Origin of the sequence: Methanobacterium sp. (genome assembly GCA_030017655.1) — an archaeon.
Taxonomy (GTDB): Archaea; Methanobacteriota; Methanobacteria; order Methanobacteriales; family Methanobacteriaceae; genus Methanobacterium_D.
This window is the reverse complement of sequence record JASEIM010000012.1, coordinates 1-12,610: the sequence shown is the minus strand read 5'-3', so window position 1 is coordinate 12,610 and position 12,610 is coordinate 1. Positions and strand designations below refer to the sequence as shown.

14 protein-coding genes are annotated in these 12,610 nt (G+C 33.5%); 10 read left to right on the top strand and 4 right to left on the bottom strand.

Going from position 1 to position 12,610, the window contains the following annotated elements:
• Positions 1-26: 26 nt before the first annotated feature.
• From cbiT to QMD61_06590, 3 genes are all read left to right on the top strand, one after another.
• Entirely contained in the window at positions 27-587 is a 561-nt protein-coding gene (gene cbiT / locus QMD61_06600) for a precorrin-6Y C5,15-methyltransferase (decarboxylating) subunit CbiT (GenBank protein ID MDI6724300.1), read from the top strand.
• 30 nt (positions 588-617) lie between these two features.
• The gene (locus QMD61_06595) at positions 618-1,379 is read left to right on the top strand and encodes a hypothetical protein (GenBank protein MDI6724299.1); all 762 of its coding nucleotides are present in this window, start codon (positions 618-620) and stop codon (positions 1,377-1,379) included.
• Positions 1,380-1,445: 66 nt separating this feature from the next.
• Positions 1,446-1,670, top strand: coding sequence for a pseudomurein-binding protein (locus tag QMD61_06590; protein ID MDI6724298.1), 225 nt, complete (start codon positions 1,446-1,448; stop codon positions 1,668-1,670).
• A 126-nt stretch (positions 1,671-1,796) separates the two neighbouring features.
• Here QMD61_06590 and serB read toward each other — a convergent pair whose 3' ends face one another.
• Both serB and QMD61_06580 read right to left on the bottom strand, forming a co-directional pair.
• Complete coding sequence (gene serB, locus QMD61_06585; GenBank protein ID MDI6724297.1) at positions 1,797-3,281, bottom strand: phosphoserine phosphatase SerB; 1,485 nt, start codon at positions 3,279-3,281, stop codon at positions 1,797-1,799.
• 33 nt (positions 3,282-3,314) lie between these two features.
• Positions 3,315-3,860 (bottom strand): TATA-box-binding protein, encoded by a 546-nt coding sequence (locus tag QMD61_06580; protein ID MDI6724296.1) that lies wholly within the window; start codon positions 3,858-3,860, stop codon positions 3,315-3,317.
• A 316-nt stretch (positions 3,861-4,176) separates the two neighbouring features.
• On the opposite strand from QMD61_06580, the gene QMD61_06575 reads away from it, so the two are divergent.
• The 7 genes from QMD61_06575 to QMD61_06545 all read left to right on the top strand — a co-directional run bounded on the left by QMD61_06575 (position 4,177) and on the right by QMD61_06545 (position 10,179).
• Entirely contained in the window at positions 4,177-4,575 is a 399-nt protein-coding gene (locus QMD61_06575; protein ID MDI6724295.1) for a hypothetical protein, read from the top strand.
• Between the two features lie 52 nt (positions 4,576-4,627).
• Entirely contained in the window at positions 4,628-5,182 is a 555-nt protein-coding gene (gene cyaB, locus QMD61_06570) for a class IV adenylate cyclase (GenBank protein MDI6724294.1), read from the top strand.
• 295 nt (positions 5,183-5,477) lie between these two features.
• Positions 5,478-6,659: a homocitrate synthase family protein gene (locus QMD61_06565; protein MDI6724293.1), complete on the top strand. Its 1,182-nt coding sequence runs from the start codon at positions 5,478-5,480 to the stop codon at positions 6,657-6,659.
• A 38-nt stretch (positions 6,660-6,697) separates the two neighbouring features.
• On the top strand, positions 6,698-7,945 hold the full coding sequence (gene hacA / locus QMD61_06560; protein MDI6724292.1) for a homoaconitase large subunit: 1,248 nt from the start codon (positions 6,698-6,700) through the stop codon (positions 7,943-7,945).
• A gap of 166 nt (positions 7,946-8,111) precedes the next feature.
• Positions 8,112-8,660 carry a chorismate lyase gene (locus QMD61_06555; protein MDI6724291.1) on the top strand — a complete coding sequence of 183 codons (549 nt, stop codon included), beginning with the start codon at positions 8,112-8,114 and terminating at the stop codon, positions 8,658-8,660.
• A gap of 32 nt (positions 8,661-8,692) precedes the next feature.
• Positions 8,693-9,682 carry a flap endonuclease-1 gene (gene fen, locus QMD61_06550; protein ID MDI6724290.1) on the top strand — a complete coding sequence of 330 codons (990 nt, stop codon included), beginning with the start codon at positions 8,693-8,695 and terminating at the stop codon, positions 9,680-9,682.
• 44 nt (positions 9,683-9,726) lie between these two features.
• Entirely contained in the window at positions 9,727-10,179 is a 453-nt protein-coding gene (locus QMD61_06545; GenBank protein ID MDI6724289.1) for a hypothetical protein, read from the top strand.
• Between the two features lie 388 nt (positions 10,180-10,567).
• On the opposite strand, the gene QMD61_06540 is transcribed toward QMD61_06545, so the two are convergent.
• Positions 10,568-11,080: a hypothetical protein gene (locus QMD61_06540; GenBank protein ID MDI6724288.1), complete on the bottom strand. Its 513-nt coding sequence runs from the start codon at positions 11,078-11,080 to the stop codon at positions 10,568-10,570.
• A gap of 230 nt (positions 11,081-11,310) precedes the next feature.
• Positions 11,311-12,285, bottom strand: a complete 975-nt coding sequence (locus QMD61_06535) for a tetratricopeptide repeat protein (GenBank protein MDI6724287.1) — start codon at positions 12,283-12,285, stop codon at positions 11,311-11,313.
• Positions 12,286-12,610: the final 325 nt, after the last annotated feature.

Sequence of the window (12,610 nt, the reverse complement as noted above, 5' to 3'; positions counted from 1 at the left end):
TTATAATAAATAACAGAATGATTTAAATGATTTTAGATGATGAATTTATAAAAGAAGAGAATATTCCGGGGCCAACAAAGGAAGAAATAAGATGTCTTGTAATCTGCAAATCCGCAGTATCCAAGGAGGATATAGTGGTAGATGTTGGCTGCGGAACTGGGGGATTAACCGTAGAATTTGCAAAAAGGGCAAAAATTGTATATGCTATCGATAAAAACATAGAAGCTTTGCGTTTAACAGAAAAAAACCTTAATAAACATGATTTATCCGAAAAAGTAAATCTTATAAACAAAAATGCCCTTAAAGCCCTGAGAAATATTGAAAACATGGATATTTTAATGATAGGGGGAAGTGGAGGGGATTTATCCCCTATAATAGAAAAAGGATACAAAAAACTTAATAGAAATGGTCGGATCATAATAACATCCATACTGCTCGAAACCCCGACAGAAGCCATTGAAACATTGAAAAACCTCAATATGGTTGTCGAAATAATTAATGTATCCATTTCAAAGGGAAAGATTACAGATAGAGGCACTATGATGATTGCGAATAATCCAATAACAATCATAACTGCTAAAAAGTAACATAAATTACAATTTAAAAGGAGAAATTAAATGAAAAAACTTGGATGGCGAGTTCGTTTAGGAATATTACTTGTAGTTCTATCACTTATTCTTTACTTTTCCAATTACATACTTTTTGGAGATCTTGAACATACCCTGTTTTATTTAGACATTGAACTGGCATTTGTTCCCTTAGAAGTCTTATTCGTTGTTTTAATTATAGAATGGGCAATAGGAGAAAGAGAGAAAAAAAATTTACTGCAAAAGCTGAATATGGTCATAGGATCCTTTTTCAGCGAAGTAGGTATCACCGTTATAAACGGAATATCTGACTTTGACCCTGATATTGAAAAAATCAGAAAAAATCTTATACTGAGCGATTCATGGGAAAAAAAGGATTTCTTAGATGCAAGTGAAGTCATTAAAAATTTTGATTACACTCTTGATATTGGTAAAAATAATCCAGAATCAATTATTTACCTTCAAGATCTTAAAGAATTTCTGATTGAAAAAAGAGAATTTATGCTGCGCCTTCTTGGAAATCCAAATCTACTTGAGCATGATTCTTTTACAGATCTACTCTGGGCAATTTTCCATTTAACAGAAGAACTTGAAAATAGAAAAGATCTTGCAGATCTTCCTGAAGCAGATTATAGACATCTTGCAGGGGATGTTGAAAGAGCTTACAGCCTGATTATTAAAGAATGGCTGCAGTATATGGAGCATTTGATGGAAAATTATCCTTACATGTTCTCTCTCTCGCTAAGAACAAATCCATTCAATCCAGATGCAGAAGTGATATTTCAAGAATAATAATGAAATATCCTCATCATTTAAATATTATGAATCAAAAAGTGTTAAACAAAACCAGGCGATTTGATGGAGAGGTTAACACTTAAACAATACAGAAAGATGGTTAATGAAATAATAGAGTATAAAAAGCTCAATGGTGAAATGCCAGTATACATAATGGTTGAAGACTATAAAATCATAAAAAGTGTATATATTGACATGATTGACCGTGTAAATAAGTTTATACTGGAAATGGGCCGAAATCCAAGAACCATTGACGTTCAATCCCCTGTGGATACCCTAGTTTATTAAATTATTAAAAATAGTCTTTAATCAATCTAAAATAATTATTAATTAAACCATTTACTTTTATCTGTATAAGAATTAGCAGTATAAAAATAAAATGAAGTAATTAAATTAAAAATAAGTATAATGTAATTAAATTACATTATGTTTTTGAAGAAGCATTAACTCGTCAGTATTAAGCTTTTTACCATCTTTAAACTTCTGGTATATGTCTTCTGCAAGCTCTTTTTCTTCTTTATTCTTCTTCATTGTTACTTCGCTTTCATGAGTCCGTCTTTTGGACTTAACCTTGTCCAATCTTTTATTAATCTTACGAATGTAACCTAAAACCTGTTTTACTTCATCATGTTTCTTTGATGCCTTATTTTTCGCTTCAATAAACTTATTATGAGCTTCATCGGCTTCATTTCTTATTTCATCTATCTGCTTGAAATGTTCAATCATCTTTTCATGAGTGACCTGGGCTTCATCAGAAAACTCAACTACTTTAGCATGATATGATTCAGACAATTCTTTGAGTTCAAGGGCTTCTTTCTGGATTTTTTCATCTTCCTTCATATCTTGAAGCTTTTTCCTTAAATCAGTGACTTTATTTACCAGTTCATTTTCCTTCCTTATATTAAGGACCTTTGTTTCTATGGTTTTTTCAAGTCTCTTTATCTCATTTTCAATGTTGATCATGTCTTTTTTGCCTGATGCCCATTCCAATTTTTTAAGTTCATTATTAGTTGAATCCCTCAGTTTCTTGTATTTTTTGACTTCTTTGTTTGTTTCATCACGTTTATCTCTGTATTCAATTGCAGAATTAAGATTTTCTTTAATACTTGCATTTAAACTATTTCTCAACTCTCTTTGTGTATTTGCTTCAGCATTAAGGTCATCACGAATTTTGGTAAGTTCTTTAAGCTTTTTTTCGCATTTTCTTTTTTGATCAAGGAGTTTATCGAAGCTTCCTTCAGCTTCAATAGATTTAGAAAATTCATCAAGAGCATCTTCTTCAAAGTATGGTAAAAGTTCTCTTAAATCCCTTTTTTCAATTACAATATCTGCCATTTCTATTAAAACAGGTTTTGCATTAAAAGCTATTCCTAATTCAGCCAGTTCAAGCATGGAAATATCATTTGCACCATCACCAACCGCAGCACATTCATCAGCAGATATTTTTTCGAGTTTAAGAATTTTATTTAACACATCTGCTTTAGATCCTTCTACAAGAGGTCCACTGACCTCACCTGTTAAAACTCCATCTTCTTCATGGAGAACATTTGAAAAAGCATAATCAAGATCTAATTCTTCTTTCAAACGATTTGCAATTACTTCAAAACTACCGCTTATTGTTGCAATTTTGTAGCCTCTTTTTTTAAGTTCTTTAATGGTTTCTTCAGCTCCTTCCATCAATGGAATACCTTGAACAACTTCTTTAATGCTATCCACTGAAGTTCCTTTAAGTAAGGCTACCCTTTCTTTAATTGCAGTTTCGAAGTCAATTTCTCCTTCCATGGCTTTTTTTGTTATTTCTGCTATTTCTTTTTGGATTCCTACTATGTTGCCAATTTCGTCTATGGCTTCACCGTCTATAAGGACATTATCTAGATCAAAGGCTATAAGTTTAATCAAAAGATCACCGATATTAAATCAAATATTGGAGGATTATATTAAATCCAGTTCTCCTAATCGTTCCTTGGTTTTTTCTACACCAAGTTGAGCGTCTTCAATTGTTTTTGCGCCTGTACATACTACTTTTCCAGATCCAAACAATAATAATACAACTTTAGGATCTTCTAGTCTGTAAACTAAACCAGGGAATTGTTCTGGTTCATATTCTGTGTTTTCTAAATCTAAAGCAACCGCTTCAAGATTTAAAGTTTTTCCAAGGTTTGCTGAAGCCACTATGTTCTGTACTTTAACTTCAAATTCTTTAGGTATCTCTGGATCCAGCGTTCTCATCTTATCCACAGTAATGTTTATAGCTTTAATTGAATCTTTTATGGATTTAGCTCCTGTACATACTAATTTTCCTGATCCAAATATAAGAGCAGCTGTTTTAGGCTCTTTAAGTTTATAAATTAGTCCTGGGAAATTTTCTGAATTAAATTCAACGCCTTCAAGCGCTGGTGCTACCTTAGGAAGCTCTATTGACTTTCCAAAAGCTGCGGAAGCCACAATATTTTCAACTTTGATTTCTACGTTCGACAAGTGTATTCCTCCAATTTTCTTGTTTTTAAACATGAATATAACAAATAGTATTCTTTTTTAAAAGATGATTTTCCTGCACCATCAGTTGTTTAAACTGTAAATAATTATTTTGAAATAGTAATATTCAAAAACATAGTTTATTTCTAAAAATTGCCATCATTGTTTAGATTAATTTTTTTCATTTTTTTTATGTAATATCAGTTACCATGTAATGCAGGTTAATTCATGCAACTGGTTTATCAATATTATTTATAATAGATAAAATTTATTTATATATGTTTCTTAAATCTACTTAAACTAATATAAAGGTAACACCATGATTAGCCCCAAAGTGTATCATAAACAAATAAGTGAACTGGGCATTGAAGGTATGGTTGTACATGCCGAAAATGCTGATGAAGCCTCTGATTTACTGGATGAACTACAGAATATTGAAGAAATATTAATTAGAATCCGATTTAATGTTCGTATAGATATCAGAGCCATTCGAAAGGAATATATGGAAAAAATAAAAAATGCCGAAAAATCTTCAGAAACATTTAATAGTAAACAGAAGATAGAGAAAAGCAAATTAAAGGAAAAAAAAGACCTTATAATAGAAAGAGACCTGAAAATAGCTTCTTACGAAACTATTGAACACACAGTTGAAGATTATTTAATTCAAATCAATAATTCTAAAGTATATCTAGACAGCATAATTCGTGAAGGAGCTTAAATAAAACTATTTTTAATTTAAATATCCTTAATAATTATTGGTGGTGCCAATGGTGATAGAAGTAGAAGTTAAAGCTGGAGTTAATGACTTTGATGATATTAAAGTCAAATTAAATGAAATTGGAGCCCAAAAAGAAAAAGAAGAATATCAGGAAGATATTTATTTTAATAATCCTAAACTGAGAGACTTTGAAAAAACTGATGAAGCATTAAGAATAAGAACCACAATAACTGATGGGAAAAAAAGCATTATTCTTACATATAAAGGCGCTAAAATGGATTCTATAAGTAAAACACGTAAAGAAATAGAATCTGAAGTGAAAGAATCTAAAAATATGGGATTAATACTTGAAAATCTCGGATTTAAACCAGTAGAAACCATAAAGAAAGATAGAACCACTTATTTATATAAAGAATTTATTATCACTCTGGATAAGGTTTATAAAGTTGGAAATTTTGTTGAAATAGAAAAAGAAGCCTCTGAAGGGGAAGATTTTAAAGATACACTGGATAAAATTTTTAAAATATATAAAAAACTTGGAATTGAAGAAGGATTTGAGAGAAGATCCTACCTTGAACTTCTTGGAATTTACAACGCTGGTTCATGAATTTAAACCCCCAACATTAATTTTTTTAAATTAAACCATCAAAAGCAGTATAATCAAACGATCTTTTGTAATAGGTATCAGAGATATTTATAGAAGAAATCCCTCATATTTCGCGATATTTAAACACAAAAAGCCAAAAATTAATGGTATAAGCAAAAGATGGTAAAAATAATATTTTTATATAAACAAAAAACAAAAGTTAATCAATCTAAAAAAAAAATAAAAAATTCAATTTAAATAAATTAACGTTTTGTAAAAAACTGAATGATTATTTTAATATAAAGGTGGGAACGATTTGAAATATTTTGTTAGTCCTTTTAATAATGATGCAAACTTAAAATTTCCTGAAAACATCACAATATACGACACAACCATGAGAGACGGGGAACAAACTCCAGGAGTATGTTTAAGAACACCGGAAAAGTTGCAGATTGCAAGGAAGCTTGACGAACTTGGAATACACCAGATAGAAGCAGGATTCCCCATAGTATCAAATGAAGAGAAAAGATCAGTTAAAGCAATTGTTAATGAGGATTTAGATGCAGATATACTTGTTTTAGCAAGGACAAAAAAAGAAGACATCGATATGGCCATAGATTGCGGTGTTGATGGTATAATAACCTTCATGGCAACCTCTAATCTCCACCTGAAACATAAACTGAAATTGACCCAAGAACAGGCGCTTAATATCTGCATGAAATCAATAGAACATGCAAAAGACCACGGTATCTTTGTGGCTTTTTCAGCAGAAGACGCTACAAGAACTGATTTAGGGTTTTTAAAGAAGATTTATAAACGGGCAGAAGAATACGGTGTTGACAGAGTACATATCGCCGATACTGTAGGTGCAATAAGCCCCCAGGGCATGGATTATCTTGTAAGGGAATTAAGAAAAGACATAAAAACTGGTATAGCCATGCACTGCCACAATGACTTCGGTATGGCCGTTGCTAATTCCATTGCCGGTCTTGCGGCAGGTGCAACTGCTGTTTCAACAACTGTAAATGGAATAGGTGAACGGGCGGGGAACGCTGCTCTTGAAGAGATAGTAATGGCCCTAACACTAATTTACGGTCTTGATTTAGGTTTTAACCTTGAAAAATTCTGTGATCTTTCAAAACTTGTGGGAAAACTCACAAATTTAAAGGTACCGGATAATAAACCAATCGTGGGGAAAAATGTATTCAGACATGAATCCGGAATTCATGTGGATGCTGTTATTGAAGAACCCCTGACTTATGAGCCATTTTTACCAGAAATGATTGGTCATCACAGGAGAATCGTTCTCGGGAAACATTCAGGGTGCAGGGCAGTTAAAGCAAAGCTTGAAGCATGCGGTATTGAAGTTACAAAGGATGAATTATGCAAAATTGTTGAAAGGATAAAAGAAAGCCGAGAAGAAGGTAAATACATCAATGATGAACTCTTTAACAAGATTGTTAAATCCATCTGGGATAAAAGCGGGCATTTAGGATAATCCATGCTATACAATTAAAACTCTTTAAAGTTGATTATATGAATATTACTCAAAAAATACTTTCAAGGGCTTCCGGGAAAAATGAAGTTCACCCTGGAGAAATAATTGAAGCTGACATCGATTTAGCAATGAGCCATGATGGAACATCTCCCCCCACCATAAACACATTTAATAAAATTGCAGAAAAGGTATGGGATCCCAAAAAAATAGTCATTGTTTTTGATCATAACGTTCCAGCAAATATCATTGGTTCTGCAGAATTTCAAAAAGTTACAAGAGATTTTGCCAAAAAACAGGGCATTAGAAACTTATATACCCACGGAGAAGGGATATGTCATCAGGTACTTCCAGAGAGAGGTTATATTAAACCAGGTACTGTTGTAGTGGGTGCGGATTCACACACATGCACTTATGGTGCTTTTGGAGCGTTTGCAACCGGTATGGGGGCAACAGATATTGCAATGGTCTATGCGACAGGTAAAACATGGTTTATGGTGCCTGAAGCCCTTAAAATAAACGTAAATGGTAACTTAGGGGAATTTGTAACAGCGAAAGATGTTATACTTAACTTGGCTGGAGAAATTGGATCATCTGGCGCAACCTATAAATCACTGGAGTTCCACGGAGAAACAATTGACTCAATGGATGTTTCAGGACGGATGACCATCTGTAACATGGCCATTGAACTTGGAGCCAAAAATGGAATAATGGAACCGAATAAAAATACCCTTAAATACCTGAAAAATATAGGGGTCAGCGATTTTGAAGTTGTTAAGTCAGATAAAGAAGTTGATTATGAAAAAGAGTATTTCTTTGATGTTACTGACATGGAACCCCAGATATCATGTCCAAGTGATGTAGATAATGTATCCGGAATTTCAAAAGTTGAAGGAATATCAATAAACCAGGCTTTTATTGGATCATGTACAAATGGGCGGCTTGAAGATTTAAGGATTGCAGCCAGGGTACTGGAAGGTAAAAAAGTACATGAAGATGTAAGATTGATTATTGTACCTGCATCAGCCAATATTTACAAATATGCAATGAAAGAAGGGCTGATTGAAACATTTATAGATGCTGGAGGCATAGTATGTAACCCCGGATGCGGACCATGCCTTGGAGCACATATGGGAGTCTTAGGTAAAGATGAAGTGTGCATTTCCACCACTAACAGAAACTTCGTCGGCAGAATGGGGGACCCGGAATCATTTTTATACCTTGCAAATCCAGCAGTAGCTGCATATTCAGCTATTTTTGGGGAAATCAGGAATCCTCAAGAACAATAGAATACCCAATATTACAATGACCGAAAAAATCATTACCGTCAACCTTTTCAGAAAAGGTTGATCAAAAGGCCCTCGAAAATCTTTGATTTTCGACTGCATCTCTAACGCTCGGAAAGAAGTTAAAAAAACACACCTTCTAAAAATTAGACCACCTAAAAATATTACAATGACCGAAAAAATCATCAACGTAATGGAAAAAGTAAATGAACTGGAAAAAGACATAGGAAATCTTTCAAGCGCTCAAAAAATACTCCTTGCAACCGACGGCTCGGTAACAACAATACTCGACGTATTAAAAGGACATATAGATGTTAATACGTTAATTCAGGAGTTCAGAATATCAGATGAAGAGTCTGCAAGAGAATTAGGAATCAGCGAAGGAGATACAATCAATTACAGAGCAGTGATTATGAGTCATAATCCAGAAGAGCCGCTTATACACGCTATTTCATTAACTCCAATAAAAAGACTTGATAATAACTTCAAAGAAGATCTATTAAAGGCAGATATTCCAATCGGCAGGATTCTAAAGAAATACAACATTGAATCAAGAAGAGAAGTGACATATATTGGTGCTGAAGAGCCAGACGAGGAACTTAAAAAAATATTCAAAACAGATTCACTGATGCTCACAAGGACATATAACATAATATACCAGGACAGGGTCTTAATCAGGATAAAAGAGACATTTCCATACGACTTATTTAGAGAATAGTTCTTAACATTAAGTTTTAAGGTGGATATAAAATGGGATTGAAGTTCAAAGACATAGCATCTTCTCATGAAATAAAAATAAACGAATTAAAGGGTAAAATAGTGGCATTAGATGCTGCAAACACGATTTACCAGTTTTTAACAGGCATCAGACAGATAGATGGCACGCCCCTGATGGATCGTAACGGAAATATCACCTCACACTTCAGTGGAATCCTCTACAGGACCTCTTCACTTGTTGATAAAGGGATAAAACCCATATATGTCTTTGACGGCAAACCTCATGTTTTAAAGAAGGATACGCAGGCAAATAGACGTCAGATAAGAGAAGAAGCTGAGATAAAATGGAAAGAAGCCATGGATGAAGGTAGGGTTGAGGATGCACGAAAATTTGCAGTGCGCTCATCCAGAATGTCAGCCGGAATCGTTGAAGGATCAAAAACCCTCCTCCAGTTAATGGGAATCCCCTATATTCAGGCAAAATCTGAGGGAGAAGCCCAGGCATCGTATATGGTTAAAAAAGGAGACGCCTGGATTGTCGCCTCCCAGGATTACGACTGTCTTTTGTTCGGAGCGCCGAGAATGCTCAAGAACATAGCCATAAGTGGCCCCAGAGCAAGACTGGAAATAATCCATCTTAACGAAGTATTGGAAGAAAATGGATTAACCCGTGAACAGCTTATCGATGTTGCTATTCTTGTTGGAACCGATTTCAATGAGGGAATAAAAGGTATTGGAGCTAAAAAAGGCCGTAACTTAATTAAAAAGCACGGTGATGTCTACAGTGTTCTGAAACACCTTAAAACTGAACTGGAAGTTGATCCCCAGGAAGTTAGAGACATATTTTTAGGCCATGATTTCATTGAAGACTATGAAATAAAATGGAATAATCCGGATAGAGAAGGAATAATCGACTTTTTATGCGAAAAACATGATTTTTCAGTGGATCGCGTGGTTGGAGCTCTGGATAGGCTTAAGAAGTTAAACCCTGCACAGAAGAGTTTAGAACAGTGGTTTGGATAATTAAATCATGGCATCACCATATTTTCAATATGAGGACTTTTTAAATGAGTAAAAAAGATAAACCACCAATAACTCAATATATTGATAAGCGTATTATCAAGCGGATCAGAACTTATATGATTGTGCTGCTTGTCATGTTAGCCATAATAGTTTTTGAAGGGGTACAGGGCACGTTTAATATTCCAATGGTGATATTTGGGATAATTATCGGTATGGTTATAGGTATCTTAGTCAGCCGCATGTATAGTCTAAGCTGGGATGAAGAAAGCAACAATGTTATCGATAGAATGGACCGGATCGGAGCAGTTATCCTTGTTTTTTACCTGATTTTCCTGTTCAATAAGACACATCTCCTGGAATACTTTGTTCATGGATCTCTTTTATTGACCCTCAGCCTCAGTATTACAGTCGGCACCATGCTGGGTAGAATACTGAACACTCGACGCAGCATAGATAAAGTTCTAAAGGCCAGTAATATCCTCAAAAATTCCCTATAATTCTAAGAAGTTGTTAAATAGAATAAACCATTAAATAATATACTTTTTATATAAAGCATGGCTTTTGATAATACGCCCAAAAACTTGTTTTGGGACTGCGGTAATTTGAATCAATGGAAAAATCTAATAAATTAACTTATTAGATAAAATATAAAATAAATGAAAAAAGTGGATTTATCTATATAAGGCGCATGGACAATTGAAGATGTTAAATATGATGTTGAAACCAGAGATGTTTTAATAGTTCCTTCTGTAAAAAGATTATATTTTAAGGATAATTTAAAGCAGATATGTGTTACTATCCTGCATGGGACGAAAAATACGAAAAAATGTTAGATTTATTGAAGATCTGGATTAGTTTCCACTTAAAAAAAATTCTTGGATTGATTTATTGGATATACCTTAAATCATCGTGATCATGGGCGAATTCTGCTCCTCCTTTAATATTTTCCAGTTCTTTATCATATAATTCTTTAATTTCATGATAAATGTGACGATAGAACTGTTTTAGATCTTCTTCATTGTCTTCACCTACTCTAAATTCATCTGATGCTTCTCTACCATATTTCACGATAAAGTGACTGTCATCTTTTTTAATTAACAGTGTGCTTCTCACATTTTCTTGCGGACGTATATGTGGAGCTTCGTATAATCCAACTCCAATACCAATATGCCAGAATCCATCCTCTCCAAGCTTTGTAGCTCCCTTTATGTTATATTTTACGTTGGGATCGCTTTCTTTATCCGGTGGATAGTAATTAACCTGTTCTGGAGGGCATTCTAAATATTCCACCAGCCCATCCACCATTTTAGCTCCAAATTCCAGGCATTCATTCTCATAGTTGAAATACCTCTTCCTGGCATTGGCAAAACTTTCACAGAGTTTATCAAACTTGGTCATTAATATCACCTTCCCACGATTTAATAAAATATATAAATTTAGTATTATTATATTGATTTTGACCAACATATACCTAAAGGAAACAAGCAAAAAAAGAGACAAAAAATCATTAAAAATTAAATTAATGAATATATACCAATTAATGAATAAAATAAAATTATTAATAGATATTTTAAAAATTAAATATCTAAATTCGTCTATTTTCACTATTTAAATGTAGATAATAAAAATTAAACCAATTTACCTTTTAAATCCTCAATTTCTCTCAAAACGTCTGCATTATCTGGTGAAATCTCAAAAGCCTTTTCAAAACAATTCAAAGCATGACTATATTTCCCTAAATCACTGTAAACATTTCCCAGATTTATATAAGCTATATCAAAATCCTTATTAAGCATAATTGCCTGATTCAGAGATTCTATGGCCTCATAGTTCTGGCCTATGCTGAATTGAACATAACCAAGGTAATTCCAGAGTTCCTCCTGATCTCTATCCACATTAAGAGCTTTTATAAAGTATTCGGCTGCTGCTTCTTCTTTTTCCATGAAATACAATGCGTGTCCCTTGTAAAACAGGGCTTTAAAATGATCAGGTTCAATTTCAAGAGTTCTATCCAGATATTTTAATGACTCATCGTAGCGCCCCATATCGACGAGAGTAGCTCCCATATTATAGAGTGCCGATTTATAGCCCGGTTCAATACTAACCGCCTCCTTGTAACATATCAGAGCATTTTCATCGTCTTCCAGAATACTGTAAGCCAAACCGCAGTCATTCCAGGCCTCAATAAAATCCTCATCTATGGATAAAGCTGTTTCAAAGCAGCTTATAGCACCTTCACAGTTTCCATAAATCAAGTGTATGTTACCCAGATAATACCACAGGTCTTCATTTTCACCAATTTCCTGTGCATCCATAAATGCATCCAGTGATTTTTCATAGTCTTCAAGGAAGAAAAGACAAATTCCCTTACCAAAAAACCCGGGAAATGTTTTATCTATCTTCAGGGAATTATTGAATGAATTCAATGCCTCTTCATAGTTTTCCATGGTTCCCAGAAGGTATCCAAGTTCCAGCTGGGCCTCAATATGAGAAGGATCCGCATCTACCGCTTCACGAAGATAATTTATGGCCTCCTGCGACTTTCCACACATTAAAAGTTCTATTCCTGTTTTATAAAGTTTTTTAGCCTGATTATTAGTCATATATTTCTCCTTATACCATAATTTATTTATATTTATGAATTATAAAGTAAAATCTCTATTTCAGAATAAATTTAATAATAATTAGTGAATTAAAACTTCTCTATTTCTTTATATTAAAAGTTTTCAGTGAAATAGAAAAAATATCTGCAGAAAATCTGGAGAATTTAAAGTTCTGTTTAATTAATTTTGAGCAAAATAAAAAGGAAAAATAAGTTTAAGCTAATGCTTATTCAAATCACATTTCTGGTTCAAAAATACAGAAACATTACCTTCTGTATCATCAAATGCAGCCATTGCACCAACGCCGGGAAGTGTCTCTTTTTCC